General features: G+C 72.5%; 18 protein-coding genes. 12 read left to right on the forward strand and 6 right to left on the reverse strand.

The window, feature by feature from the left end:
• Positions 1-126: 126 nt before the first annotated feature.
• From ACZ4V6_RS29670 to ACZ4V6_RS29695, 6 genes are all read left to right on the forward strand, one after another.
• Positions 127-1,665, forward strand: coding sequence for a DUF4192 domain-containing protein (locus tag ACZ4V6_RS29670; RefSeq protein WP_467833450.1), 1,539 nt, complete (start codon positions 127-129; stop codon positions 1,663-1,665).
• Positions 1,666-1,940: 275 nt separating this feature from the next.
• Positions 1,941-2,699 carry an NUDIX hydrolase gene (locus ACZ4V6_RS29675; RefSeq protein ID WP_467833452.1) on the forward strand — a complete coding sequence of 253 codons (759 nt, stop codon included), beginning with the start codon at positions 1,941-1,943 and terminating at the stop codon, positions 2,697-2,699.
• A gap of 123 nt (positions 2,700-2,822) precedes the next feature.
• Entirely contained in the window at positions 2,823-5,201 is a 2,379-nt protein-coding gene (locus ACZ4V6_RS29680; protein WP_467833454.1) for an ABC transporter ATP-binding protein, read from the forward strand.
• 162 nt (positions 5,202-5,363) lie between these two features.
• Positions 5,364-6,251, forward strand: a complete 888-nt coding sequence (locus ACZ4V6_RS29685) for a FadR/GntR family transcriptional regulator (protein WP_467833456.1) — start codon at positions 5,364-5,366, stop codon at positions 6,249-6,251.
• Positions 6,252-6,710: 459 nt separating this feature from the next.
• Positions 6,711-8,243: an RNA polymerase sigma factor gene (locus tag ACZ4V6_RS29690; protein WP_467833458.1), complete on the forward strand. Its 1,533-nt coding sequence runs from the start codon at positions 6,711-6,713 to the stop codon at positions 8,241-8,243.
• A 152-nt stretch (positions 8,244-8,395) separates the two neighbouring features.
• Positions 8,396-9,274, forward strand: a complete 879-nt coding sequence (locus ACZ4V6_RS29695; RefSeq protein ID WP_467833459.1) for a serine protease — start codon at positions 8,396-8,398, stop codon at positions 9,272-9,274.
• Positions 9,275-9,384: 110 nt separating this feature from the next.
• Here ACZ4V6_RS29695 and ACZ4V6_RS29700 read toward each other — a convergent pair whose 3' ends face one another.
• On the reverse strand, positions 9,385-9,615 hold the full coding sequence (locus tag ACZ4V6_RS29700; protein ID WP_189231826.1) for a DUF7455 domain-containing protein: 231 nt from the start codon (positions 9,613-9,615) through the stop codon (positions 9,385-9,387).
• A 444-nt stretch (positions 9,616-10,059) separates the two neighbouring features.
• On the opposite strand from ACZ4V6_RS29700, the gene ACZ4V6_RS29705 reads away from it, so the two are divergent.
• From ACZ4V6_RS29705 to ACZ4V6_RS29715, 3 genes are all read left to right on the forward strand, one after another.
• The gene (locus ACZ4V6_RS29705; protein ID WP_467833461.1) at positions 10,060-12,183 is read left to right on the forward strand and encodes a DNA gyrase/topoisomerase IV subunit B; all 2,124 of its coding nucleotides are present in this window, start codon (positions 10,060-10,062) and stop codon (positions 12,181-12,183) included.
• A 111-nt stretch (positions 12,184-12,294) separates the two neighbouring features.
• Complete coding sequence (locus ACZ4V6_RS29710; protein WP_467833463.1) at positions 12,295-12,858, forward strand: DUF485 domain-containing protein; 564 nt, start codon at positions 12,295-12,297, stop codon at positions 12,856-12,858.
• Positions 12,855-14,447, forward strand: coding sequence for a solute symporter family protein (locus ACZ4V6_RS29715; RefSeq protein WP_467833465.1), 1,593 nt, complete (start codon positions 12,855-12,857; stop codon positions 14,445-14,447). The genes ACZ4V6_RS29710 and ACZ4V6_RS29715 overlap by 4 nt, the downstream gene beginning before the upstream one ends.
• Positions 14,448-14,493: 46 nt before the next feature.
• Here ACZ4V6_RS29715 and ACZ4V6_RS29720 read toward each other — a convergent pair whose 3' ends face one another.
• The 4 genes from ACZ4V6_RS29720 to ACZ4V6_RS29735 all read right to left on the reverse strand — a co-directional run bounded on the left by ACZ4V6_RS29720 (position 14,494) and on the right by ACZ4V6_RS29735 (position 19,250).
• Entirely contained in the window at positions 14,494-15,174 is a 681-nt protein-coding gene (locus ACZ4V6_RS29720) for a response regulator (RefSeq protein ID WP_467833467.1), read from the reverse strand.
• Positions 15,171-16,871 (reverse strand): sensor histidine kinase, encoded by a 1,701-nt coding sequence (locus ACZ4V6_RS29725; RefSeq protein ID WP_467833469.1) that lies wholly within the window; start codon positions 16,869-16,871, stop codon positions 15,171-15,173. The genes ACZ4V6_RS29720 and ACZ4V6_RS29725 overlap by 4 nt, the downstream gene beginning before the upstream one ends.
• Positions 16,872-16,994: 123 nt before the next feature.
• Positions 16,995-17,936: a sucrase ferredoxin gene (locus ACZ4V6_RS29730; RefSeq protein ID WP_467833471.1), complete on the reverse strand. Its 942-nt coding sequence runs from the start codon at positions 17,934-17,936 to the stop codon at positions 16,995-16,997.
• A gap of 54 nt (positions 17,937-17,990) precedes the next feature.
• Positions 17,991-19,250 carry a citrate/2-methylcitrate synthase gene (locus ACZ4V6_RS29735; protein ID WP_467833473.1) on the reverse strand — a complete coding sequence of 420 codons (1,260 nt, stop codon included), beginning with the start codon at positions 19,248-19,250 and terminating at the stop codon, positions 17,991-17,993.
• A gap of 112 nt (positions 19,251-19,362) precedes the next feature.
• Here ACZ4V6_RS29735 and ACZ4V6_RS29740 point away from each other — a divergent pair, with 112 nt between their 5' ends.
• From ACZ4V6_RS29740 to ACZ4V6_RS29750, 3 genes are all read left to right on the forward strand, one after another.
• Positions 19,363-20,505 carry a citrate synthase/methylcitrate synthase gene (locus ACZ4V6_RS29740; protein ID WP_467833474.1) on the forward strand — a complete coding sequence of 381 codons (1,143 nt, stop codon included), beginning with the start codon at positions 19,363-19,365 and terminating at the stop codon, positions 20,503-20,505.
• A 133-nt stretch (positions 20,506-20,638) separates the two neighbouring features.
• The gene (locus ACZ4V6_RS29745) at positions 20,639-21,745 is read left to right on the forward strand and encodes a CobW family GTP-binding protein (protein ID WP_467833476.1); all 1,107 of its coding nucleotides are present in this window, start codon (positions 20,639-20,641) and stop codon (positions 21,743-21,745) included.
• Between the two features lie 489 nt (positions 21,746-22,234).
• Positions 22,235-24,061 carry a glycoside hydrolase family 3 protein gene (locus ACZ4V6_RS29750; protein WP_467833478.1) on the forward strand — a complete coding sequence of 609 codons (1,827 nt, stop codon included), beginning with the start codon at positions 22,235-22,237 and terminating at the stop codon, positions 24,059-24,061.
• A gap of 366 nt (positions 24,062-24,427) precedes the next feature.
• Here ACZ4V6_RS29750 and ACZ4V6_RS29755 read toward each other — a convergent pair whose 3' ends face one another.
• Positions 24,428-26,884: a DNA gyrase/topoisomerase IV subunit A gene (locus ACZ4V6_RS29755; RefSeq protein WP_467833480.1), complete on the reverse strand. Its 2,457-nt coding sequence runs from the start codon at positions 26,882-26,884 to the stop codon at positions 24,428-24,430.
• Between the last annotated feature and the right edge of the window lie 18 nt (positions 26,885-26,902).

The raw sequence follows: 26,902 nt of genomic DNA on the forward strand, positions 1-26,902 counted from the left end.
ACGGGACTGACAGCCGGTGCGACGGGCGGGAGGGACGGGGAGGACGGCGGACTGGAGTGACGTGTCCCTGATCGAGGTTATCCACAGACCGAAGCGGAACATCACGATCCGCGAGATCGTCGGGCCATGACGAACCACAGCGAAACGACCGGATCCGCGGAGAACGGCGGCATCACCGGACCCAACCGGCTGGACCGGACGGCACGGACCTCGTACGACAGCCCCGTCGACGAGCCCCAGGTGACCCTGCGCACCCCGGCCGAACTGGCGGACGCACTGCCCTACCTGCTCGGGTACCGCCCCGAGGACAGCATCGTCCTGGTGGCCCTGCGCGACAGGGACGGGCGGGGCCGGTTCGGCGGCCGGGCCCGCCTCGGCATCCCCGCGAACGAGGAGGACTGGACGAGCGCGGCCGGGCAGCTGGTCCACGGCCTGGTGACCGGCAGCGAGCGCCGTGGCGCCCGGCCCGAGCAGATGGTCGCCTACCTCTGCCAGGAACCGTCCCGGGGCGAATCCGGCCGGCAGGTGATGGAGCGCCTGCGGCCACTGGCCCAGAAACTGCGCGTCGAGTGCGGTGCCCTCGACGTACCGGTGGTCGAGGCACTGTGCATCTCGGACGGGCGCTTCTGGTCGTACTGCTGCGACGACGAGACCTGCTGCTCGTCCGAGGGCGTCCCCATGGGACTGGCGGGCACGTCCGTGCTGGCCGCGGCGGCCACCTATGCCGGGATCCAGGTACGCGGCTCGTTGCGCGAGCTGCGGGCCAGGCTGCTCCCGTGGGAGAACTCCGCGGCACGCGAACAGGAGGCCGCCCTGGATTCCGCCGGCATGACGGTCGTCTCCCGGCTTCTCGACGACGCCCGGTGCGCGGACGTGGCCGAAGAGACGCTCGCCCTGGCCGAACGGGTCATGCGCCGCCTGGCCGCCGCCCCGCCGGTCTCCGGCGTGTCCGCGGAGGACCTGCGGGACGACCGCCTGCTCGGCCACGACGAGGCCGCGGCGTTGATCCTCGGCCTCCAGGACCGTACGACCCGCGACCGCGCGGCCGCGTGGATGGAGGGCGACGAGGCGGGCCCCGCGCTGCGCCTGTGGCGAGCACTGGCCCGCCGCTGCGTCGGGCCGTACGGCGAACACGCCGCCGCGCCCCTCACCCTCGCCGGATGGGTCGCCTGGTCCACCGGCGACGAACTGGAGGCCCGAGAAGCCCTGGCCATGGCGCTCGGCGCGGACCCGGACTACCTCTTCGCCCGGCTCCTGCACCAGGCCTGCAACGAGGGCCTCGACCCCGAGTCGGTCCGGCGCTGCCTGCGTGCCGAGCGCGCCGGCGGCGGGCCGGACGACGGGGAGCGGGAGGAGCGAGCCGACGGGCCGGCGCGTCGTGCGACGGCCGAGGCCCCGACGGCACCGGGGACGCGCCCCGCCCGTCGCCGCCGGACGCGTTCGGATGCCGCGGCCGGCGGCACCGTCCGCCGCCGGGTGAGGGCTCAGGGCCGTGAGCCGGGGGCGGCCGTGGTGCGCCCCGGGAATCCGGTGGGCGACGCCCGCCCCGGCGGGACGCGGCCGAGCCGTACGCGCCCCCGGGCCTCGGACAGGGAGACCACGGACGGGCGGGGGACCTGCCCGGCGGACACGGGTGCGGGTGGGCCCGGAACCGGGGGTGAGTAGACGGCGAGACCGAACGGCGTCCGTCGCCGCAGGGCCGCGGGCGGCCGACGGCCCGGTGCGCCGGGCATCCGTCCCGGTGCCGGGCCCCGCACCCTGGAGGGGGCGGCTGTCCCGGTCATGCGCGAAGAGGTGGCCGACGGACCGCGGTCAACGGCTTGACCTGGTACGACGCGACCCGTGCGGAATCGGGCCGCAGACGGGGGAGGGGCGCCGCACCGGAGTGGACGGCCATCGAAGGGAGTGTTTATCGTCAGGCAGACGACTATGATCGCGGCATGCCCTACGACCCGTCAGCCTTTCCGCCCTTCGCCGTCACCGTGGACCTGGTCGTGCTGACCGTGCGCCGCCACTCCCTGTGCGCGCTGGCGGTGCGCCGGGGCGAGCCGCCGTTCCGGGGTTGCTGGGCCCTGCCCGGCGGTTTCGTGCGGGCCGACGAGGACCTGGCGCAGGCGGCGGCACGGGAACTGGCCGAGGAGACGGGGCTGCGCGTCCACGACCCCGCCGCGCCCGTCCAGGACAACGGAGCCCATCTGGAGCAGCTGGCGACGTACGGCGATCCGAAGCGCGATCCCCGGATGCGCGTGGTCAGCGTCGCGCATCTCGCGCTCGCCCCCGACCTGCCCGCACCCCGGGCGGGCGGCGACGCCGGCGACGCGCGCTGGGCACCGGTCGAGGAACTGCTGGAGCAGGGCGGCCACGGTCAAGACGGCGAGCCCGTGGCGCCCCTCGCCTTCGACCACGCCCAGATCCTGGCGGACGGGGTGGAACGGGCCCGCTCCAAGATCGAGTACTCGTCGCTGGCCACCGCGTTCTGCCCGCCCGAGTTCACCGTCGGCGAGCTGCGCCGCGTCTACGAGGCGGTGTGGAGCGTGGCCCTCGACCCGCGCAACTTCCACCGCAAGGTGACGGGCACCCCGGGCTTCCTCGTGCCCACCGGCGGTACGACCACCCGCCAGGGCGGCCGTCCGGCCCAGCTCTTCCGAGCCGGCGGCGCGACGCTCCTCAACCCCCCGATGCTGCGCCCCGAGGCGTGACGCCGGAGCTCGGGACGGGCCCCGGAGCAAAGGGCGAACGACGGACCGGCATGATCGACCACTTATGTACGAAAATGCGCGCGGTGCCCGAAAAGAAGAGCATGGCGCGCTATCTTGCTGCGGGTGATCCAGGCCTTCGGATTGACCAGCACCCCCCGCAAGGAGCATCCCCCCGCTGTCGACGACGTCTCCTTCGAGGCGTGCGCGGGCCGCGTCACCGCACTGCTCGGAGCCCCGGGCGCGGGCAAGACGACGGTGCTCAGACTCATGCTCGAACTCCAACGCGGCCGTGGCACCACCTACTTCAGGGGCCGCCCCCTGCACCGCATCGCCCACCCCTCGCGCGAAGTCGGCGTGCTGCTGGGCGATGTGCCGGGCCACCCGTCCCGCACCGTCCGCGGTCATCTGCGGATGCTGTGCGCGGCTGCCGGTGTCCCCGTCCGGCGCGGTGACGAAGTCCTGGAGTCGGTGGGCCTCGTGAGTCTGCGCGACGAACGCCTCGGCACCCTGGCGCGCGGTGCGGACCGGCGCCTCGGCCTGGCCTGCGCGCTGCTGGCCGATCCGCACACCCTGGTGCTCGACGATCCGGCCGGCGCGCTCTCCCCAGGCGAGGCCCGCTGGCTGCACGGCGCCCTGCGCGCCCACACGGCGCAGGGCGGCACCGTCCTGTTCAGCACCTCCGACCCCAAGGAGGCGGCGCGCACCGCCGACCGCGTCGTCACGCTGGAAAAGGGCAGGGTCGTCGCCGACCAGGAGGCCGCGGACTTCTCCCGGACCCGCCTGCGCCCCCGCGTCGCCGTGCGCAGCCCGCACGCGGCCCGTCTCGCCGCCCTCCTGGTCAAGGAGGCCCGCACGGGCCGTCGTTCCGTCGAGGTCGTGCAGGAGAGCGGCAATCGTCTCGCCGTGTACGGCAGTACGTGCGCCGACATCGGCGAGACCGCCTTCCGGCACGGCATCCTCGTGCACCAACTGGCCGACGAGGTAGGTGACATGGGGCCGGGAGCGGACGCGTCGCCCGCGGGACGGGTGCATCCGGTCCGGTGGCATCGGGCCGTCGAGGGCAGCCCGTCCCCGGGCTCCCGCCGGACGACCGGATCGGACCCTTCGGCCGCGGGCACCGGTTCTCCGGCCACCGGCACCGGCACCGGCACGGGCACGGGCCTCGGGACCACCGACGCCGGTCGGTCGGCCACCGGCACGGGCCCCGGCGTCACCCGCGCCGATCCGTCGGCCACCGGGACGAACCCCTCGGCCGCCGACGCCGTCCCCTCCACCCCGGGCATCCACCCCACCACCCTGGACGCCTGCCCCTCACCCGCCGACCCACGGCATGTGCCCGCCGACGCGCCAGGGACGGCCGGCCCGTACCGGATTCCCAGCCCCGCCGGCGCTCCGCGGGCCGCCGCACCCAGATCCGCCGCCACCGAACCGTCCCGTCGCGCCGGCGAGCCCGGGCCCGCACGCGACGAGGCGCCGTCCCCCGGCGTCCAAGCGGGCCCTTCGGCTCCCGAGGTGTCCGTGCCGGACGACGCTCCCCGGGCCGGGAACGAAGCCGAACCGGAGGCCGGGGAGACCACCCCGGCGCCGGACGCCTCCCGCCCCGCACCCGTGCACACGGCTCCCGCCCCCCTGGGGGCACCGGCACCGCGAACGCGTGCCGCGCTCGCCCCCGTCGCAGCGGCTTCCGGCCGGCCCCCGTCCCCCCTCCCGCCCCCCATCTCCGTCCGCTCCGCCCCGAGCCCCCTCCGCCCGCTCAGGTACGAGCTGCGCCGTGCGACCGGCATCGGCACCGGCTTCTTCACCGGGACGGTCGTCCTGCTCGTGTCCGCCGTCATCGCCGTGGTCCTCGCCCGCGTCGGGCACACCCCGCAGCCACGCCTGCTGGCCGCGTGGCCGCGGGAGCTGCCGCTGCCGCCCACCGCGCTCGGCGCGGGACTGCTCGGTGCGCTGGCCTTCGGCGACGAGTTCCGTCACCCCGCCCTGGCGGCGGACCGCGGCACCGTGCCCCGCCGGCTGGGGCTGCTGGCCGCCAAACTCGTCGTCTCCGCGGCCACGGCGATCGTGCTGGCCGCCCTCACGGTGGGCTGCGACGCCGAGGTGCTCCACCTGTTCTACGGACCGGAGCTCTCACGGGCTCCCGCCGGCTGGCCCGTACTGTGCGCCGGTTGGCTCGGGCTCTGCGTCGGATGCGCCTGGGCCGGTGTGCTGGCCGCGGGGATCTTCCGGTCCACGACGGCCGGGCTCGCCGCGGTGGTCGCCGTTCCCGTCCTCGTCGTACCCCTCGTACAAAAGGTCTGGCAGGGCCCGTCCGTGCGGACCGCCGTCGGCTTCCCGATGAGGCTGCGCGAGGTGCTCCTGACGCAGTGGCCCTTCGGCGGGCAGCGCTACCTCGGCGAAGCCCTGCGGGTGCTCGCCCAACCCGTGGGCAGCGCAATGACGTTGTCGCTCACGGCTCTGCTCTGCGCGTATCTGTTCCTGACCCTGCGCGGCAGGACCCGATGACAGCCGTCCGTTCCCTTCCGGTTCGACCGTGTGCGCAACTCCCCGGGGAAAGCCCATTTCTTTCCGATAAGGCGTCAATTGCGACGGTGTGAGCGATCACCCTTTCGTGTGCTTTTCACCAAAGCCCTCAAGGGAGTTGGGGACGCGGCCGACAAAAGATGCGTGACTACCCTTGCGCACACCATGATGACCGCCGCCCGCTCCGCCGACTCCGGCCTCACGAACCCGGGCGAACTCGACCGCTATCCCTTCGCCGAGACGCCCGCCGCCGACCGTGTGGGGGTCCCCGCCTGGGAAGGCGTGGAGCCCGAGCTGGGACGTGTGGGCCGGCGCGCCGCGGGCAGCCGCGGACGCGGACTGCACGGGCAACTCGTCCAGCAGCTCGGCCAGATGATCGTTTCGGGCGATCTGGGGGCCGACCGCCCCCTGGTGCCCGAGGAGATCGGCCAGCGTTTCGAGGTTTCCCGTACCGTCGTCCGTGAATCGCTCCGTGTCCTGGAGGCCAAGGGCCTGGTCAGTGCCCGTCCCAACGTCGGCACGCGGGTACGCCCCGTCAGCGACTGGAACCTCCTCGACCCCGACATCATCGAATGGCGTGCCTTCGGGCCGCAGCGCGACGACCAGCGCCGCGAGCTCAGCGAACTGCGCTGGACCATCGAGCCGCTCGCCGCACGCCTGGCCGCCGGGCACGGACGCGAGGACGTCCAGCAGCGGCTGGGCGACATGGTCGGGATCATGGGACACGCCATGGGGCAGGGCGACGCGCTCACCTTCTCGCGTGCCGATGCCGAGTTCCACACGCTGCTCATCCAGGTCGCCGGCAATCGCATGCTGGGCCACCTCTCGGGGATCGTGTCCGCCGCCCTCCACGTCTCCGGCGGGCCGGTCACGGGCTGCGACCGGCCGAACGACGCCTCGCTGGCGCAGCACGGCCGCATCGTCGAGGCCCTGGCGGCCGGGGACGGCGCGGCGGCCGAGTCGGCCATGCGCCAGCTCCTGACCGTCCACCCCGAGGTGGACCGCGTGGTGCCCGCCCCGCGCGAGCACTGACCGCGCTCCGCCGGCACGGCGCGTGCCGGCCGCACCGGCCCCCTCCTCCGGTGCGGCCGGCCGGTTCGCCGCCGCCGCGGACCTCGCGGGATCTTCGGGTCCCCGCGAGGTCCGACGGTGTTCCGTTCCGACGATGTGACGAAACGCTCGGGTCCCATGCGTGGTCGACCCCATGCGCGGTCGGACGGGAGCGTTTGGTGACCTCCTTTGTATCTGATTGACAGGTTTTGAATGCTTACGGGGTGTGACTCGGGCCACGCGGATTGGGCGTAACGCTCGTGGGGACAACGCGATGACCTAAGAGGTGACAGCCGCGGAGGGAATACGGACGCCGTTCACGGCGCTGTGCATCTCCCCGGCCCCCGCCCGCGCCGTCGGCCCATCCCCAAGCCGGCGGTCGGCTCCTGTCCGCCGTGGACAGGGCCGGAAGCCGTTTTCCAACGTTCCGAGAGGTTGTTCGTGTCGGCCAGCACATCCCGTACGCTCCCGCCGGAGATCGCCGAGTCCGTCTCTGTCATGGCGCTCATCGAGCGGGGAAAGGCTGAGGGGCAGATCGCCGGCGATGACGTGCGTCGGGCCTTCGAAGCTGACCAGATTCCGGCCACTCAGTGGAAGAACGTACTGCGCAGCCTCAATCAGATCCTCGAGGAAGAGGGTGTGACGCTGATGGTCAGTGCCGCAGAGCCCAAGCGCACCCGAAAGAGCGTCGCAGCGAAGAGCCCCGCCAAGCGCACCGCCACCAAGACGGTCGCGGCGAAGACGGTGACCAGCCGGAAGGTCGCCGCCCCCGCCACTTCGGCGGCGCCCGCCGCCGACGCCGCGGTCGAGGAGGAGACGCCGGCCAAGAAGGCGGCGGCCAAGAAGGCGACCGCCAAGAAGGCGGCGACGAAGAAGGCGACCACCAAGAAGACGGCGGCCAAGAAGACGACCGCCAAGAAGGACGACGGCGATCTCCTCGAGGACGAGGTGATCGAGGAGCCGAAGGGCGCGACCGACGAGCCCGAGGGCACCGAGAACGCGGGCTTCGTGCTGTCCGACGAGGACGAGGACGACGCTCCGGCCCAGCAGGTCGCCGCGGCCGGCGCCACGGCCGACCCGGTCAAGGACTACCTCAAGCAGATCGGCAAGGTCCCCCTGCTCAACGCCGAGCAGGAGGTCGAACTCGCCAAGCGCATCGAGGCGGGTCTCTTCGCCGAGGACAAGCTGGCGAACTCCGACAAGCTCGCGCCCAAGCTCAAGCGTGAGCTGGAGATCATCGCCGAGGACGGCCGCCGCGCCAAGAACCACCTCCTGGAGGCCAACCTCCGCCTGGTGGTCTCCCTGGCCAAGCGCTACACCGGCCGCGGCATGCTCTTCCTGGACCTGATCCAGGAGGGCAACCTCGGTCTGATCCGCGCGGTCGAGAAGTTCGACTACACCAAGGGCTACAAGTTCTCCACGTACGCCACCTGGTGGATCCGGCAGGCGATCACCCGCGCGATGGCCGACCAGGCCCGCACCATCCGTATCCCGGTGCACATGGTCGAGGTCATCAACAAGCTCGCGCGTGTGCAGCGCCAGATGCTCCAGGACCTGGGCCGCGAGCCCACCCCGGAGGAACTGGCCAAGGAACTCGACATGACCCCGGAGAAGGTCATCGAGGTCCAGAAGTACGGCCGCGAGCCCATCTCCCTGCACACCCCGCTGGGCGAGGACGGCGACAGCGAGTTCGGTGACCTCATCGAGGACTCCGAGGCCGTCGTCCCGGCCGACGCCGTCAGCTTCACGCTCCTCCAGGAGCAGCTGCACTCCGTCCTGGACACCCTGTCCGAGCGTGAGGCGGGTGTCGTCTCCATGCGGTTCGGTCTCACCGACGGTCAGCCGAAGACCCTCGACGAGATCGGCAAGGTGTACGGCGTCACGCGCGAGCGCATCCGCCAGATCGAGTCGAAGACCATGTCGAAGCTGCGTCACCCGTCGCGCTCCCAGGTGCTGCGCGACTACCTCGACTAGGCAGCGGCCGCACGTCCCGCCGAGGCGGGCGTACGTCCGGCAAGGCCCGGTCCCCCGGTGGGGACCGGGCCTTCGTGCTGACCAGCGGGTGCGAGGCGCGACGGAGTGGATCACTCTGGGTGTTCCCTGAACACCCTCAGTGAGGAGTCCGCATGCGTCGCCCCTTCGTCCGGGCAATGACCCGGCCGCTCGTCCTGGCGGCCGTGGCGACCGCGATACCGCTGGCGTCCGCCGCCCCCGCATCCGCCTCCGCCCCTGCTTCCGCCTCCACCGACAGCATCGTCGTCGGAGGCTTTCCGGTCGACGTGTCCGACAGTCCGTGGACCGTGGCCCTGTCCAGTCGTGACCGGTTCGGGGGTACACGGGCGGGTCAGTTCTGCGGAGGAGTCGCCGTCGGCCCGGCCACCGTGCTCACGGCGGCCCACTGCCTGGGTGAGGAGGTCCTGGGATCCCCGCCCGAACGAGTGCGTGACCTGAAGGTCATCGCGGGGCGCACGGACCTGCTCTCGGACGAGGGGGACGAGATCCCCGTGCGCGACGTCTGGGTGAACCCGGCGCACGACGAGATCAGCAACGCCGGCGACTTCGCCGTCCTCACCCTCTCCCGGGCCCTTCCCGCCGGCTCGGTCATAGGCATGGCGGCCGACGGGGACCCCGCTTACGGACCGGAGACCGGAGCGCTGGTCTACGGGTGGGGGGACACCTCGGGCGCGGGGGACTACGCCAACAGCCTGCGGGCGTCACGCGTGCGCGTACTGTCCGACACCCTCTGCGCACGGGCGTACCCGGGGGGTGGTGACGGAAGGTACCTGCCCAGCAGCATGCTGTGCGCCGGAGTGGAAGCCGGCGGTCGCGACGCGTGCCAGGGGGACAGCGGGGGACCGCTGGTCGCCCGGGGGAGACTCATCGGACTCGTGTCCTGGGGGAAAGGGTGCGGGCGTCCCGGCAACCCCGGGGTGTACACGCGCATCTCCGCCGCTCTGCGGGTGCTGGGCTGGGACAGGACCCCCCACCGGGGCCAGGGCGCCTGACGCGCTCCGAAGGGCTCACCGGACACGAACACGGGCGGCCGCCTCCGTGCCGGAGGCGGCCGCCCGTCCGTTCGGCCTGTGCCGAGTCGCTCGTCGTTGGGCGCGCAGCGTCAGCGGTCTTCCTCGGGGGAAGACTCGGGAACGGCCGTCAGCCGCTCCGTCTCGTCCTGTATCTCAGCGGCGATCTTCTTGAGTTCCGGCTCGAACTTGCGACCGTGGTGGGCGCAGAAGAGCAGCTCTCCGCCGCTCAGCAGAACGACGCGCAGGTATGCCTGGGCGCCGCAGCGGTCGCAGCGATCGGCGGCCGTCAGCGGGCTCGCGGAAGTCAGAACAGTAGTCACGTCGCCTCTTCTCTAGCTCGACGAGCTGTCGTACCAGGGTCAACATCCAACCAGCCCCAAAACGTTCCCGCTCGTGGCTTTTCCTCGAAAAAATTTCTTCCGAGTGGCCGGCTGTTGCCGGTTGGCGGCGAATGTGCCGTATTGCGTGTCTCTGTGTCGTACGGGTTCGCACAGTCGGTCAGTGGATCGGTCCCGCCGGCTGGGTTGCCGGTTTGTTCAAGAGGACGTGCCCGGAGCCTAAATGGTTCATGCCTCGAAGGGAACGTGATGTGTACTTCACTCCATCGAGGTATCGAACAAGTATACGACCGTGGACTAGGGTGAGTCTTCCGCGAGGGTGGCGTTACACCGGCTCCACCAGGCATCGGTACCCTCTGACCGGTGAACCGAGCCGCGCCCTTACCCAGCGGGGCCCCATCTGAAATTCAGCGAGGAGCGAACCGCGTGACCGCCGAGACGTCCGTGCCGTCCACTGCGCTGCTGGCAGGAGCAGACCGGGACGGATCCAACTACACCGCGCGGCACCTGCTCGTCCTCGAGGGGCTCGAGGCCGTGCGCAAGCGTCCGGGCATGTACATCGGATCGACCGACAGCCGTGGCCTGATGCACTGCCTGTGGGAGATCATCGACAACTCCGTCGACGAGGCTCTCGGAGGTTACTGCGACCACATCGAGGTGATCCTCCACGACGACGCGTCGGTGGAGGTCCGGGACAACGGCCGGGGCATCCCGGTCGACGTCGAGCCCAAGACCGGTCTGTCCGGTGTCGAGGTCGTCATGACCAAGCTGCACGCCGGCGGCAAGTTCGGAGGCGGCTCGTACGCCGCCTCGGGCGGCCTGCACGGCGTCGGCGCGTCCGTGGTGAACGCCCTGTCCGCCCGGCTCGACATCGAGGTGGACCGCGGCGGGAACACCCACGCCATCAGCTTCCGGCGCGGGGTCCCGGGCGCGTTCGCGGGCGCGGGCCCGGACGCCGGGTTCGAGGCCGGGAGCGGACTGCGCAAGGCCAAGAAGATCCCCAAGAGCCGCACCGGCACGCGCGTGCGGTACTGGGCCGACCGGCAGATCTTCCTGAAGGACGCCAAGCTCTCCCTGGAGACGCTGCACCAGCGCGCCCGTCAGACCGCGTTCCTGGTGCCCGGACTGACCATCGTCGTCCGTGACGAGTTCGGTCTCGGCGACGGCGGCAGCAAGGGCGAGGAATCCTTCCGCTTCGACGGCGGCATCAGCGAGTTCTGCGAGTTCCTGGCCGGCGACAGGCCCGTCTGCGACGTCCTCCGCTTCAGTGGACAGGGCACCTTCAAGGAGACCGTTCCGGTCCTCGACGAGTACGGGCAGATGACGCCCACCGAGGTCACCCGCGAGCTCGGGGTCGACGTCGCGATGCGCTGGGGCACCGGGTACGACACCACGGTCAAGTCGTTCGTCAACATCATCGCCACGCCCAAGGGCGGCACCCACGTCGCCGGCTTCGAGCAGGCGGTCGCCAAGACGATGAACGAGGTGCTGCGGGCCAAGAAACTGCTGCGCGTCGCCGAGGACGACATCGTCAAGGACGACGCCCTGGAGGGCCTCACTGCGGTCGTGACGGTCCGCCTCGCCGAGCCGCAGTTCGAGGGGCAGACCAAGGAGGTCCTCGGCACCTCGGCGGCCCGCCGCATCGTGAACAACGTGATCAGCAAGGAACTCAAGGCGTTCCTGACCTCGACCAAGCGAGACGCGGCCCAGCAGGCCCGCGTGGTCATGGAGAAGGCCGTCGCCGCCGCGCGTACGCGCATCGCCGCCCGCCAGCACAAGGACGCACAGCGCCGCAAGACGGCCCTGGAGTCCTCCTCGCTGCCCGCGAAGCTCGCCGACTGCCGCAGCGACGACGTCGACCGCAGCGAGCTGTTCATCGTCGAGGGCGACTCCGCGCTGGGCACGGCGAAGCTCGCCCGGAACTCCGAGTTCCAGGCCCTGCTGCCGATCCGCGGCAAGATCCTCAACGTCCAGAAGTCGTCCGTGACGGACATGCTGAAGAACGCCGAGTGCGGCGCGATCATCCAGGTCATAGGAGCCGGGTCGGGCCGCACCTTCGACCTCGACACGGCCCGCTACGGCAAGATCATCATGATGACCGACGCGGATGTGGACGGCTCCCACATCCGGACGCTGCTCCTGACCCTGTTCCACCGCTACATGCGGCCCATGGTCGAGGCCGGCCGGGTCTTCGCCGCGGTGCCGCCCCTGCACCGCATCGAGCTCAGCCAGCCGAAGAAGGGCCAGGACAAGTACGTCTACACGTACTCGGACCGCGAGCTGCGCGACAAGCTCATGGAGTTCCAGACCAAGGGCATCCGGTACAAGGACTCCATCCAGCGGTACAAGGGCCTCGGCGAGATGGACGCCGACCAGCTGGCCGAGACCACCATGGACCCGCGCCGCCGTACCCTGCGCCGGATCAACCTGACCGATCTGGAATCCGCCGAGCAGGTCTTCGATCTGCTGATGGGCAACGACGTCGCCCCCCGCAAGGAGTTCATCTCCAACTCGGCGGCGACGCTGGACCGGTCGCGCATCGACGCCTAGCCGTCCCCCGGGCCCGGGCCCGTGTGACCACCAGCGGTGCGGGTCACCTGATGGGGTGAAGTGGATGAGGAAGAAGAGTCGGGGATCTTCCCGTTCTGTCCATCCTTGGGCATGCAGTCAAGCAATGATCGCCCCCGCGACGCCGGGGACGGCCCCGACGTCGCGGTCGACCACCGCGAGGGCCGGGACCGGGCCGGTGCCGAGGTATCCGCGAGCCCGAGGTACGACGACCCCTGGTACGACGCCCTCGCCTCCGGCTGGGGCGAGCCGGCGGGCGCGGGAGCTCCCGTGGCGGCGGTGCCCCCGATGCGCCCGGGTGCGGCGGGGAAGGCCCCTCGGGACACGGCCGACGTGTACCTGGAGGTGCAGCGCAGCGAGGCCTTCCAGGAGGTCCGCAGCCGGTACCGGAGGTTCGTGGTGCCGGCGGTCGCCGCCTTCTTCGCGTGGTACGTCGCCTACGTGGTGACCGCCACGGCGGCGCCCGGACTGATGGCCCGTCCGGTGGCCGGGGCCGTGAACGTGGCGATGCTGGCGGGGCTCGGACAGTTCCTCACGACCTTCCTGCTCACCTGGGCGTACGCCCGGCACGCCCGGCTGCGCAGGGACCGTGCCGCGCTCGAACTGCGCTGGGACACCCAGGAACTGACCCGCGGCGTCCGAGGCGGTGCCTCATGACGGGTGACCACCAGACGCTGGCCCTGCTGCTGTTCAGCACCTTCGTCGCCGTCACCCTGGGGATCACGACGTGGGTGAGCCGCCACCGGCACGGATCGGCGGAGGAGTTCTACGCGGGGGGCCGCCTCTTCTCCCCGATGGAGAACGGCTTCGCCATCGCGGGCGACTACATGTCCGCCGCCTCCTTCCTGGGCATCTCCGGCCTCATCGCGCTCTACGGCTACGACGGCATGCTCTACTCGGTGGGCTTCCTGGTCGCCTGGCTCGTCGTGCTGTTCCTGGTCGCCGAACTCGTCCGCAACTGCGGCAGGTTCACCCTCGCGGACGTCGTGGCCGCGCGCATGAGGGAACGGCCGGTGCGGATCGCGGCGGGCACCTCATCGGTCACCGTGTCCGTCCTCTACCTGGTGGCGCAGATGGTGGGCGCGGGCAGCCTGGTCGCACTGCTGCTCGGGGGCACGGGTGACGCGGCGCGGACCTGGACCGTCATCGGCGTCGGCGCGCTGATGGTGATCTACGTGTCGTTGGGCGGGATGCGGGCCACCACCTGGATCCAGATCGTGAAGGCCGTTCTGCTGCTCGGCGGCACCATGGCACTGACCGCACTCGTCCTGGTGCGTTTCCACGGTGACGCCGACCGGCTGCTGCGCACGGCGGCCGAGCGCAGCGGTCACGGCGAGGCGTTCCTGGCACCCGGACTGGCGTACGGCGGTGACTGGACCTCCAGCCTCGACTTCATCAGTCTCGGACTCGCCCTGGTCCTGGGCACGGCCGGACTGCCGCACATCCTGTCCCGCTTCTACACCGTGCCCACCGCCCGCGCGGCGCGGCGGTCGGTGGTCTGGTCGATCGGTCTCATCGGCGGCTTCTACCTGATGACGATCGTGCTCGGTTTCGGTGCCGCCGCCGTCGTCGGGCCGGACGCCGTACGAGCGTCGAACGCGGCGGGCAACACCGCGGTACCGCTGCTGGCGCTCGACCTCGGCGGCGGGGCGGACTCCACCGGTGGCACGGTCCTGTTCGCGGTCGTCGCCGCCGTCGCCTTCGCCACCATCCTCGCGGTGGTCGCCGGCATCACCCTGGCCTCCTCGGCATCCGTGGCGCACGACCTCTACGCGTCCTTGCGGCGCCGTGACGCCGGGCCGCGCAGCGAGGTCGCGGTGGCGCGCGTCGCCGCCGTCGGCATCGGCGCCGTCGCGATCGCCCTCGGTCTGCTCGCCCGCGACCTCAACGTCGCCTTCCTGGTGGGACTGGCCTTCGCCGTCGCCGCGTCCGCCAATCTGCCGGTGCTGCTCTACTCACTGTTCTGGCACCGCTTCACCACACGCGGCGCCGTGTGGGCGGTCTACGGCGGGCTGATCCCGGCCGTGGTGCTCGTGCTGCTCTCGCCCGTGGTGTCGGGCGGCGCGCAGTCGCTGTTCCCGGACGCCGACTTCCAGTACTTCCCCCTGCAGAACCCCGGCCTCGTCTCGATCCCGCTGGGCTTCGTCGCGGGCTGGCTCGGCACGGTCACCTCGACGGAGGCCCCCGACGAGGCCAGGTACGCCGAGACGGAAGTCCGGTCGCTGACGGGGGCGGGCGCCGTGTGAGCCGGAGACGGCCACCTTCGCCCCACCCGGGCGGCGCCCGGCGCCCTCAGGCGCGGGTGGCCCACTGGTAACGGTGTTCCGGACGGCCGGCGTCGCCGTACTTGAGGGTCAGCCTGGCCCGCCCCGTGCGCTCCAGGAGCTTCAGATAGCGCTGGGCGGTCTGGCGGCTCACCCCGGTCCGCTCGGCGATCTCCTGGGCGGACAGCGGCCCGTCGGCGTCCATCAGGCACCGGCGCACCAGCTCGGCGGTGGTGGGGGAGTGTCCCTTGGGCAGTCCCGGCTCCGACGGCGCGGACAGGGCGCCGAAGATGCGGTCCACCTCCGCCTGCTCCGCCTCGCCTCCGCCGTCGAGGGTGCGGCGCAGCTCCGCGTAGGCCTCCAGCTTGGCGCGCAGGCCCGCGAAGGCGAACGGCTTGACGAGGTACTGCAGGGCGCCCTGGCGCATCGCCGCCTGGACGGTCGACACGTCCCGCGCCGCCGTCACCATGATCACGTCGGTCTGGTGGCCGCGTCGCCGCATCTCCCGGACGACCTCCAGACCGGTCCGGTCGGGCAGGTAGTGGTCCAGCAGGATCAGGTCCAGGCGGGGCAGGGTCTCCACGCGGCGCAGCGCCTCCGTCGCGCTGTGCGCCTCGCCGGCCACGTGGAAGCCCGGCACCTTCTCGACGTAGGCGGCGTTGACCCGCGCGACCCGCGTGTCGTCGTCCACGACCAGGACCTCGATCATCGGGACTCTTCCTCGGTGGCGGTGTTCACGGGGACGGTGCTGCCGGGCCCGGGACGCGCAGGGGCGGCGGGCGCGGGATGCGGGTCCGCCTCGGTCAGTGCCTCGGGCAGGACGACGACGAACTCCGCGCCGCCGCCGTGCGCCGTGCGGACGACGGCGTCGCCTCCCTGCCGCTGCGCGAGCCTGCGCACCAGGGACAGCCCGATGCCGCGCCGGCGGTGCGCCGGCGGTTCCTTGGTGGACCACCCCTCCGTGAACACCAGCTCGCGGTGTTCCGGGGGGACTCCCGGCCCCGTGTCGCGCACCGTGAGCGTCACGGCGCGGCCCTCCGCGCGCAGTTCGACCTCCACGCGCGCGTGCGGTGCGCCCGCGACGGCGTCCAGCGCGTTGTCGACCAGGTTGCCGACGACCGTGACGAGTCCCCTCGGGTCGACCAGGCGGTCCGGCAGGCACGTCCGGTCCGACACCCGCAGGGCGACCTGCCGCTCGGCCGCGACGGTCGCCTTGCCGACCAGCAGGGCGGCGAGCAGCGGGTCCCGGATCCGCTCGGTGATCTGCTCCGCGGTGGCCCGGTGGTCGCCGACCACCTCGCCGACGAACTCCACGGCGTCGTCGTACATCTCCAGCTCGAGCAGTCCCAGCAGCGTGTGCATGCGGTTGGCGTGCTCGTGGTCCTGTGCGCGCAGGGCGTCGATCAGGCCTCGCGTCGAGTCCAGCTCCCGGCCGAGCTGCTCCAGCTCGGTGCGGTCGCGCAGGGTGGCGACGGCGCCGCCGTCGTCGGTGGGCATCCGGTTGGCGACCAGCACCCGCTGGCCGCGCACGGTCAGCAGGTCGGTGCCGGTCACCCGCCCGGCCAGGACGTCGGCGGTACGGCCCGCGCCGAGCGCCTCGTCGGGGGAGCGGCCGACGGCCTCCGGGCCGATGCCCAGCAGGCGCTGCGCCTCGTCGTTGAGGAGCCGGACCCGGCCGCCGCGGTCCAGGGCGACGACGCCCTCCCGGATGCCGTGCAGCATGGCCTCGCGCTCCGCGAGCAGCCCCGCGATGTCCGAGAAGGCCAGGTCCCGGGTCTGCCGCTGGACCCGGCGTGCGATGAGCCAGGCCGCCAGCGCGCCGACGGCCAGGGCGCCTCCGGCGTAGGCGAGCAGCCCGGGAATGGCGTGGAGCAGCCGGGCCCGGACACTGTCGTACGCGATGCCCACCGAGACCGCCCCGACGACGTGGCCCTCGCCGTCGCGCAGGGGGACCTTGCCGCGCGCGGAACGGCCCAGGGTGCCGTCGTCGATCTCCATGACCTCACGGCCGGCCAGGGCCTGCCCGGGATCGGTGGACACGACCGAGCCGATCCGCGCCGGGTCGGTGTGCGACCAGCGCACTCCCTGCCGGTCCATCACGACGACGTACTCCGCGCTGGTCGCCTCGCGGATCCGCTCCGCCTCCCGCTGCACCGGGCCGTCCGGCGTCGGAGGGGTGCCGCGCAGGTCCCGGACGATCTGCGGCTGCTGCGCGGTGGTCTGCGCGATCGCGAGGGCCCGGCGCATCGCCTGGTCGTCCAGCTGGTCGCCGAGCGGTGCCAGGAACAGCCCGGTCGCGAGTACCGCGACTCCCGCGGCGATCGCCACCTGCATCAGCAGCACCTGGGAGAACACCCGCCGCGGCAGGCCGAGGCGCAGGCGGCGAACGGGGGGAGTGGAGCTCATACCCATGACGGTACGTGGGGGCCACGACATGCCGTGGCGGGGTGTGGTGCGGATCTCGCGCGCGGCGCCCCACGGGGCTCGTGGGCGAGCGCACGGCCGGACGGTTCCGGTGCCCGGCCGGTCTCAGCTCGCCAGTGCCGTCACCGTCAGCTCACGGACCGCCGTGACCTCCATCCGGGCCGGCGAGCCGAGGACCGACGTCCCGCAGCTCTCCGGGCGGACCGGCAGCGACGTGCCCTGGGCGACGCCGACCCGCCAGTGCCGCCCGTCGGCGTGGGCCACGGTCACCTCCCAGCGCGGGGCGCGGCCGTCGGTGCGGACGACGCTCAGCACCTGCGCGGCGTCCTCGCCCAGCGCCGAGCGCACGGCCAGCTCGGCCGCCTGGCCGGGCCGCTCCCACGCGGAGTTCCCGCGGCAGTTGTCCACCACGATCCGACCGTCCCGGACGCCGTGCAGGATGTCCCTGACGTCGTCGGCCCGGACCCTGCCGTACGCGTATCCGTACGGCAGGACGAGCATCGTCGGGGAGAAACGGTGCCCCCCGAGATGGGTGACCTCCCAGACGCCCTCGGCCCCGGAGGCGGCGAGCTCGGCCGCCAGGGGACGGCCGAGGAGCGCGCAGCAGCGGTCGCGCTTACCGTTGGTGCAGACGAGGACGAGCGGATCGCCGGTGTGGGGAGCGCCGGAGAGCACCGCGCCGAGGGAGCCGCTCTCGCCCCTGCCGAGCGCGGCGAAGTCGAGGTCGAGCAGCCGGCGGGGGTCCGTGAGCGTGGCGCCGTGCAGCCACGCGTTCCCCGGCGTGGTGTGCGCGGCGTACACCCGCCGGGCCTCGGGGGTGTGGCGGTCCGCGTGGCGGCCGGGGCGGCGGATGAGCGCGACGCGTACGCCCGTCCCCTTGGCGGCCGCTTCCAGGGCGCGGCCCAGCGCGGGATCCAGGTGGCTCGAAGTGAGCGCCTTGGCGCCCCAGGGGCCGGGCTGTTCGAGCAGCAGCCAGGTCCTCGCGACGGGTGCCGTCCCCGAAACGGGCTCGTCGAGGTCGCGGGAGACGGTTGAGCACGTACTCACAGAGGTGAGCCTAACCTGAGTTGCGGCGCGGTGGCTTCCAGCCGCGCTCGAGAGCTACTCCGGCAGGGGCTGCGGCGGCCTCGGACCCGTGTACAGCCCGCTCGGCCGCATGCGCAGCGGACGCTCCCCGTACTCCTCCAGCGCGTGCGCGATCCAGCCCGCCGTACGGGCCACCGCGAAGATCGTCTCGCTGGCGGTGACGGGCATGCCGGACGAGACGGTGAACACGGCGAGCGCCAGGTCGACGTTGGCGTGCAGGGGGGTGTGGCGGGCGGTGACGGCCACGACGTCGCGGGCCGCCGCGAGGACGGGCGCGGCCCCGGGAATCTCCTCCAGGAGGGTGAACAGGGCACGCGCGCGAGGGTCCTCGCCGGGGTAGAGGCGGTGGCCCAGCCCCGGGATCCGGCGGCCGGCCCGCAACTCCTCCGCGACCACCGGAGCCGCGCTGCCCTGGTCGAGCACCTCCAGCAGCATCCGGTGGGCGAGCCCGCCGGCCGCTCCGTGCAACGGGCCCTCGATCACGCCGAGCCCGGCGGACACGGCCGCGTACGCGTGCGCCCGCGCCGACGCGGCGACCCGCACCGCGAGCGTGGAGGCGGCCAGGTCGTGGTCGACGAGCAGGGAGAGCGCGGTGTCGAGGACGCGCAGCGACGCCTCGTCGGCGGCACGCCCGCTGAGCCGCGTCCACAGGCGGTGGGCGAGCGGGCCCCGGCCGGCGTGCTCGTGCAGCACGGGCGGCAGCGCGGCGACCAGGGTGGGGATGAGGACGCGGGCGGTGCCCAGCACGGCGTCCTCGGACAGGTCGAAGCGCAGCGGGTCCGCCGCCGCGGCGGCGATGGCCGCGACGCGCAGCCGGTCGGCGGGGCCGGCGTGTTCCGGCAGGGCGTCGACGGCCCGGCGGGCGACCGCCACCGACTCCTCCGGGGCGGTGAAGGAGGTGCCGGGACGCAGCCGCCCCGTCCACAGCCACTCGGCGACCTCCTCGTAGCTGTGGCGCAGGGCGAGGTCCACCGCGTCGACGCCCCGGTAGTAGTACCGGTCCTCCTCGATGAGCGTGATGCGGGTCCGGACGGCCAGTTCCTGACCGGACGGCTGGGGCGGGCCGCTCTCGCGCCGGCCGCGGCGGGCGAGCGCCTGCACCTCCTCGGCGTCGAAGGTGCTGCCCCGGCCGCCGGGCGTGCGCCGGCTGCCGAGCTGGCCGCGGCTGACGTACGCGTACACGGTCTCGGGCTTCACGCCCAGCAGCTCGGCGGCCTCCCGGGTGGTCAGACGCCGCTCGGCGCCGGTGGGACGGCCGGGTTCCTGATCGCGCATGGGGGTCACCGTATCGATCCTCCGGTCGGCTCCTGCCAATACATTGATTCAATCAATATTGACAGATTGTTAGTCAACTATAGACAGTTACATTGATCTCAGGGAGGCAATCATGTCTGTCAGTGTTCCGCGAGGACTCGCGGGTGTCGTGGTCACCGATACCGAGGTCGGCGACGTCAGGGGGCGCGAGGGCTTCTACCACTACCGTCAGTACTCGGCCGTCGAACTGGCGCGGACCCGCGGCTTCGAGGACGTCTGGCACCTCCTGGTCCACGGCGAACTGCCGGACGCCCGGCGCGGCGCCGCCTTCGCCGCCGAGACCGCGGCGCTGCGGCGGCTGCCCGACGAGGTCAGGAGCGCGCTGCCCGCCATCGCCGCGGCCGGCAAACGCTCCGGACCACTGGCCGGGATGCGCACGGCACTGTCGCTGCTGGGCGCGGCCGAGGGGTTCGGGCCGGTGTACGACCTGGACGCCGACCGGCGCCGACAGGACACCCTCGTGGCCGCCGCGGCCGTACCGACGCTGCTCACCGCGTTGTACCGGCTCGGGCGGGGGCTCGACCCCGTGGAGCCGCGCGAGGACCTTCCGTACGCGGCGAACTACCTGTACATGGTGACCGGCACGGAGCCGGACGAGCGGCGCACGCGGGCGGTCGAGCAGTACTTGATCTCCACCGTCGACCACGGCTTCAACGCGTCGACTTTCACCGCGCGGGTCATCGCCTCGACGGGCGCGGACGTGGCGGCCTGCCTCGCCGGCGCGGTGGCGGCACTGTCCGGACCGTTGCACGGCGGGGCGCCGAGCCGGGCGCTGGACACCCTGGACGCGATCGGCACGCCCGATCGCATCGACCCCTGGATCCGTGAGCGGGTGCTCGCCGGTGACCGCATCATGGGCTTCGGCCACGCGGTCTACCGCACGGAGGATCCCCGCTCCCGGCTGCTCCGCGAGGTGGCGCGGGGGTTCGGGGGCCCGCGCGTGGAGTTCGCGGTCGAGGTGGAGCGGCAGGTGGAGGCGATCCTCGCGGAACTGAAGCCCGGGCGGGAACTGCACACGAACGTCGAGTTCTACGCGGGCGTGGTCATGGAGCTGTGCGGGCTGCCGCGCGAGATGTTCACGCCGACGTTCGCGGCGGCGCGGGTGGTGGGCTGGAGCGCGAACATCCTGGAGCAGGCGGAGGACTCGAAGATCATCCGGCCGGCGGCGCGGTACGTGGGGCCTCCGGCGCCGGCCGGGGTGCCCGCGGTGGCCTGAGAAGGGCGGGCCAGGGGAAGACGATCGTCCGTTTCTGGGCGGCCTCACCTGCTCGTATCCTGGGCGGGCAGTTCCGTTCCCGCGGACGCGCCCTGCCGCGGGCCGGCGTACGCGCAGGTGAGAGAGAGGACGCATGGTGGGGCAGCACTCGGCTTCCCGGCAGATCCCGGTCGTCGTACTCGCCGGATTCCTCGGCTCCGGAAAGACCACCCTGCTCAATCACCTCCTGCACCGCAGCGGAGGCAGCCGGATCGGCGCCGTCGTCAACGACTTCGGCTCCATCGAGATCGACGCGATGGCCGTGGCCGGCGCCCTCGGCGACTCCACCGTCTCGCTCGGCAACGGGTGCCTGTGCTGCGCCGTCGACGCCGGTGAACTCGACGAGTACCTGGAGCGGCTGGCCCGGCCCGACGCCGGGATCGACGTCATCGTCATCGAGGCCAGCGGTCTCGCCGAGCCGCAGGAGCTCGTGCGCATGCTGCTCGCCAGCGAACAGCGGGAGACCGTGTACGGCGGCCTCGTCGAGGTCGTCGACGCCGCCGAGTTCGACGCCACGCGGGCCAGGCACCCCGAGATCGACCGGCACCTGGCGCTGGCCGACCTCGTGGTGGTCAACAAGACCGACCGGGCCCCGGACGCCGAGCGCGTCCTCACCCTCGTCCGCTCCCTCACCGACCGCGCGGCCGTGCTCCCCGCGGTCCACGGGCGCATCGACCCGGAGTTCCTCTTCGACTGCCGGCCCGGCGAGGAACGCATCGGGCAGCTGTCCTTCGACGACCTGCACGACCACTCACCGGGCGACGCGCACCCCGGCCACCTGCACGCCGCCTACGACAGCGTGTCCTTCGTCTCCGACGTGCCCCTCGACCCGCGCCGGCTGATGCGGTTCCTGGACAGCCGGCCCGAGGGGCTGTACCGGATCAAGGGCTACGTGGACTTCGGGCCGCACGACACGCGCAACCGGTACGCCGTCCACGCCGTCGGGCGTTTCCTGCGCTTCCACCCGCAGCCCTGGGGACCCGCCGACACCCGCCTCACCCAGCTCGTCCTGATCGGCACCGGCATCGACGCGGCCGTGCTCGGCAAGGAACTCGACGCGTGCCGCAGCGACACCCCGCACGCCGACGAGCACGGCATGTGGGGCGTCCTGCGCTACGTGCCGGACCCGGAGGCCGACGACCCGGCGGAGCCGGACGGCGAGGAACCGCCGCCTGCCTTCCGGGACGTGTCCGGCCCGTGACCGGGCGAGGCTTCGGTGACCGAAGCCGGTCCGGTGCGGCCCGCGCCGTTCGGGAGGGGCCGACTTGCCGACGAGAGCCCCAGGGTCTGCCGCGCACAGGCGAACGCGCACCGGCCGGTGCTTCCGGGGCGGAACCGCGGGACGTCCGATCCGGAACGCGTCGATGGCGCGGGCCGGGTCGCGCACGGGGGACGGCGGTGGTCCTCGGGGGAGACGAAGGGACGGCGCCGCGGCGGGCCGGAGCCGTGGGTTCTGCGTCGGGACCGGCCGCCGACGGGCTCCGGTGGCCCTGGAGCGGGTCCTTCTCGACCCCGGGAAGGAGTTCGGAATGTCCGCGCATATGACAGGGGAACCCCCTCATTAGTCTAGACCTATTTTGTCTAGACCTCTTGCTCCGCCCGTGACCTGCGGGCTACGTTTCCCGCTGTCCGGAGCACTTCCACTTCCTTCAACTCCCTTGGCGTACAAGGCTGGAAGGAGCATGCCCGCATGCAGGACCGGAGCCTGTCCAGACGAACCGTTCTCGCCTCCGTGACCGCGGTCGCCGCGAGCGCGACGGGCGTCGTGGGCGTGACGGCCACCCCCGCGGTCGCGCACAGGCGTGACAGCCGCCTCAAGAAGATCATCTCCAGGATGAGCGTCGAGGCGAAGATCGGCCAGCTGTTCGTGCCGTACTTCTACGGCACGTCGGCGACCTCTCCCAGCCAGTTCGACCAGGACCGCAACCTGAGGGAACTCGGCGTCCGCACCGTGGCCGAGCTCATCGCCAAGTACCACATCGGCGGTGTCATCTACTTCTCGGGCTGGGCGAACAACATCCAGGACCCCCGTCAGGTGGCGGACCTGACGAACGGTGTGCAGCGGGCCTCGCTCGCCCTGCCCACCCCCGTCCCCTCCCTGATCTCCATCGACCAGGAGCACGGGGCCAACGTCCGCATCGGCAGCGGCGCCACCCAGCTGCCGGGCGCGATGGCACTCGGCGCGGGGCGCTCGCTCTCCGACGCCCGCACCGCCGGACGGATATCGGGCACCGAACTCGCCGCCCTGGGCATCCACCAGAACTTCGCCCCGGTCGCCGACGTCAACGTCAACCCGGCCAACCCCATCATCAACGTCCGCTCCTTCGGCGCCGACCCCCGTGAGGTCGGCCGCATGGTGGCGGCCCAGGTGACGGGCTACCAGCAGGCCGGCGTCGTGGCCTGCGCCAAGCACTTCCCGGGCCACGGGGACACCGGGGAGGACAGCCACACCGGACTGCCCGTGATCACCCACACCCGCGAGGAGTGGGAGCGCATCGACGCCCCGCCCTTCAGGGCCGCCATCGCCGCCGGCGTCGACTCGATCATGACCGCGCACCTCCAGGTCCCCGCGCTCGACCCCAGCAACGAACCGGCCACTCTGTCTCCCAGGATCCTCCAGGGCGTGCTGCGCGACGAACTCGGCTTCGACGGCGTGATCGTCACCGACGCCCTCAACATGCGCGGCGTGCGCACCAAGTACGGCGACGACCGCGTGCCCGTCCTCGCTCTCAAGGCCGGCGTCGACCAGCTGCTGTTCCCGCCGGACATCGACGTCGCCTACAACGGCGTCCTGGCCGCCGTCCGCAGCGGAGAGATCACCGAGAAGCGGCTCGACGAGTCGGTCCTGCGCATCCTGCGGGTCAAGGACAAGGTCGGCCTGCTCAGCGGCAGCCCCTACGTCTCCCCGAAGGAGGTCGACCGGGTCGTCGGCGCCCGCGGGCACCGGATCGCCGCCGACCGGATCGCCGAACGCACCACCACCCTGCTCGTCAACGAGCACGAGACGCTCCCGCTGCGCCGCAGGCAGAAGAAGCTGCTCGTGGTCGGCGCCAGCCCGGCCTTCCCGACCGACGACACCCGCACCACGGTGCCCGAGCTGGCCAAGGCCTTCGGGGAACTGGGCTACAGCACCACCCACCTCGCCACCGGCCGGACGCCCGACGCGGCGAAGATCGACGAGGCCGTGGCCGCCACGCGGGGGCGGGACGCGGTGGTGGTCACCACCGACAACGTCGGCGCCACCAGCGCCCAGCGCACCCTGGTGTCCCGGCTGCTCGCGACGGGCGTCCCCGTCGTCCACCTCGCGGTGCGCAACCCCTACGACATCGCCCACCTCGGCGACGTCCCGGCCTCACTGGTCTCCTACTGCTGGACCGAGGTCGAACTGCGCGCCGCCGCCCGGGTGATCGCCGGCCGGGTCGAGCCGCGCGGCAAGCTGCCCGTTCCCGTCCAGCGGGCCGACGACCCGGCCAAGGTCCTCTTCCGCGCCGGGCACGGACTGTCGTACGACGGCTGACGCCCGCCTCCCCGCACAGCCCTTCGGCCCCGGCGCTCCCCTTCGGGGGGACGCCGGGGCCGAAGGCGTCACCCGCCGGCCAGGAGCCGTGGTCGGACGGTCACGGCCGCATCAGGAGCGGCACGAGGACGTGACGGCGGTCGGCGGGACCCGGCGGCCCTGCCGTGGCGGGGAACGGCGCCCCGCCGCTGTCCGAGGCGGCTGACGCGCCGCTCGACGCGTCGCGCCGCTTGCCGGTCCGTCTGCCGAAGGCCTGCGGACGACCGCCTCGGCTGCCGCGACGGAGCCGGTCGCGGACCCGGCACACGGTTCCGCGGCGGTGTGCCGGATGCTCCGTCGCCGCCGGTCCGGCCCGGGCGGCAGGTCCTAGGCGGGACCCGCCACCACCGCCACCGTCTTCGGCAGCGACACGCCCGAGCCGTCGCGGCGCGGGTCGATGTCCGGAAGCTGGGCTGGGGTGCCGTTCTTCTGCGAGGCCCGTGCCGGGGCCGGGCCCGCCCAGGCCAGGGCCAGGCAGTCCTCGCCCTTCAGGAACCGCTGGCAGCGCACGCCGCCCGTGGCGCGGCCCTTGCGCGGGTACTGGTCGAACGGGGTCAGCTTGGCCGTGGTCTGGACGGAGTCGTCCAGCGTGCCGCGCGAACCCGCGACCGTGAAGACGACCGCGTCCGCCGCCGGGTCCACCGCCGTGAAGGAGATGACCTTGGCGCCCTCGGCGAGCTTGATGCCCGCCACACCGCCCGCCGGACGGCCCTGGGGACGGACCTGTGAGGCCTGGTAGCGCAGCAGCTGTGCGTCGTCCGTGATGAAGACCAGGTCCTCCTCGCCGGTGCGCAGCTCGGCCGCGCCGACGATCCGGTCCCCCTCCTTGAGCGTGATGACCTCCAGCTCGTCCTTGTTGGACGGGTAGTCGGGCACCACGCGCTTGACGACGCCCTGCTCCGTGCCGAGGGCCAGACCCGGCGAGGACTCGTCCAGCGTGGTCAGGCAGACGACCGTCTCGTCGTCCTCCAGGGACACGAACTCCGCCAGCGGCGCGCCGCCCGACAGGTTCGGCGCGGGCTGCGGTTCCGGGAGCTGGGGCAGGTCGACCACGTTCACCCGCAGCAGCCGCCCGCCGGACGTCACCACGCCGATCTCGCCGCGGGCCGTGGCGGGCACCGAGGACACGATCAGGTCGTGCTTGACGCGCTTGGCGCGGGCGTCCGTGACGAGGGGCTCGTCGTTCGCGGTGCGGGCCAGCAGGCCCGTCGAGGACAGCAGCACCCGGCACGGGTCGTCCGCCACCTGGAGCGGGACGGCGGCCACCGGGGTGCCGGCCGACTCCAGCAGGAGCGTGCGCCGGTCGGTGCCGAACTTCTTGGCCACGGCCGCCAGTTCGGCGGAGACCAGCTTGCGCAGCTCGGCGTCGGACTCGAGGATCCGCGTCAGCTCCTCGATCTCCGCGTCGAGCCGGTCCCTCTCCGCCTCGAGCTCGACGCGGTCGTACTTGGTCAGCCGGCGCAGCGGCGTGTCCAGGATGTACTGGGTCTGGACGTCGCTCAGCGAGAAGCGGTCCATCAGGCGCTGCTTGGCCTGCGCCGAGTTCTCGCTGGAGCGGATGAGGCGGATGACCTCGTCGATGTCGATCAGCGCGGTGAGCAGGCCCTCGACCAGGTGGAGGCGGTCGCGGCGCTTGGTGCGCCGGAACTCGCTGCGCCGCCGTACGACGTCGAAGCGGTGGTCGAGGTAGACCTCCAGCAGCTCCTTGAGGCCCAGGGTGAGGGGCTGGCCGTCGACCAGGGCGACGTTGTTGATGCCGAAGGACTCCTCCATCGGCGTCAGCTTGTACAGCTGCTCCAGGACGGCCTCGGGCACGAAGCCGTTCTTGATCTCGATGACCAGGCGCAGCCCGTGCTCGCGGTCGGTGAGGTCCTTGACGTCCGCGATGCCCTGGAGCTTCTTCGAGCCGACCAGGTCCTTGATCTTCGCGATGACCTTCTCGGGGCCGACCGCGAAGGGCAGCTCGGTGACGACGAGGCCCTTGCGGCGGGCCGTCACGGTCTCCACGGACACCGTCGCACGGATCTTGAACGTGCCGCGGCCCGTCTCGTAGGCGTCCCGGATGCCGGGCAGGCCGACGATCCGGCCGCCGGTGGGCAGGTCGGGGCCCGGCACGTGCTTCATCAGGGCGTCGAGGTCGGCGTTCGGGTACCGGATCAGGTGCCGGGCGGCCGCGATCACCTCGCGCAGGTTGTGCGGCGGCATGTTCGTGGCCATGCCGACCGCGATGCCGGAGGCGCCGTTGACCAGCAGGTTCGGGAAGGCGGCGGGCAGGGCCACCGGCTCCTGCTCCTGGCCGTCGTAGTTGGGGGCGAAGTCGACGGTGTCCTCGTCGATCGACTCCGTCATCAGGCCGGCGGCCTCGGCCATCCGGCACTCGGTGTACCGCATGGCGGCCGGCGGGTCGTCGTTGCCCAGCGAGCCGAAGTTGCCGTGGCCGTCCACCAGGGGCACGCGCATGGAGAAGGGCTGGGCCATCCGCACCAGGGCGTCGTAGATCGACGCGTCGCCGTGCGGGTGCAGCTTGCCCATGACCTCGCCGACGACACGGGCGCACTTCACGTAGCCGCGCTCGGGCCGCAGGCCCATCTCGGCCATCTGGTACACGATGCGGCGGTGCACCGGCTTGAGGCCGTCGCGGGCGTCGGGGAGCGCACGGGAGTAGATGACCGAGTACGCGTACTCGAGGAAGGAGCCCTGCATCTCGTCGACGACGTCGATGTCGAGGATCTTCTCCTCGTACGAGTCGTCGGGCGGCGGGGTCTTCGTACTACGGCGGGCCATCGCTGCCGGCTCCTTGCT

The sequence above is a fragment of the Streptomyces sp. NPDC029152 genome, from assembly GCF_055564355.1.

Bases quoted from the DNA above. Each gene is read 5' to 3' on its own strand.
- ACZ4V6_RS29670 (WP_467833450.1), top strand. From the start codon at position 127: ATGACGAACCACAGCGAAACGACCGGATCCGCGGAGAACGGCGGCATC.
- ACZ4V6_RS29675 (WP_467833452.1), top strand. From the start codon at position 1,941: ATGCCCTACGACCCGTCAGCCTTTCCGCCCTTCGCCGTCACCGTGGAC.
- ACZ4V6_RS29695 (WP_467833459.1), top strand. From the start codon at position 8,396: ATGCGTCGCCCCTTCGTCCGGGCAATGACCCGGCCGCTCGTCCTGGCG.
- ACZ4V6_RS29710 (WP_467833463.1), top strand. From the start codon at position 12,295: ATGCAGTCAAGCAATGATCGCCCCCGCGACGCCGGGGACGGCCCCGAC.
- ACZ4V6_RS29715 (WP_467833465.1), top strand. From the start codon at position 12,855: ATGACGGGTGACCACCAGACGCTGGCCCTGCTGCTGTTCAGCACCTTC.
- ACZ4V6_RS29720 (WP_467833467.1), bottom strand. From the start codon at position 15,174: ATGATCGAGGTCCTGGTCGTGGACGACGACACGCGGGTCGCGCGGGTC.
- ACZ4V6_RS29725 (WP_467833469.1), bottom strand. From the start codon at position 16,871: ATGAGCTCCACTCCCCCCGTTCGCCGCCTGCGCCTCGGCCTGCCGCGG.
- ACZ4V6_RS29735 (WP_467833473.1), bottom strand. From the start codon at position 19,250: ATGCGCGATCAGGAACCCGGCCGTCCCACCGGCGCCGAGCGGCGTCTG.
- ACZ4V6_RS29740 (WP_467833474.1), top strand. From the start codon at position 19,363: ATGTCTGTCAGTGTTCCGCGAGGACTCGCGGGTGTCGTGGTCACCGAT.
- ACZ4V6_RS29745 (WP_467833476.1), top strand. From the start codon at position 20,639: ATGGTGGGGCAGCACTCGGCTTCCCGGCAGATCCCGGTCGTCGTACTC.
- ACZ4V6_RS29750 (WP_467833478.1), top strand. From the start codon at position 22,235: ATGCAGGACCGGAGCCTGTCCAGACGAACCGTTCTCGCCTCCGTGACC.
- ACZ4V6_RS29755 (WP_467833480.1), bottom strand. From the start codon at position 26,884: ATGGCCCGCCGTAGTACGAAGACCCCGCCGCCCGACGACTCGTACGAG.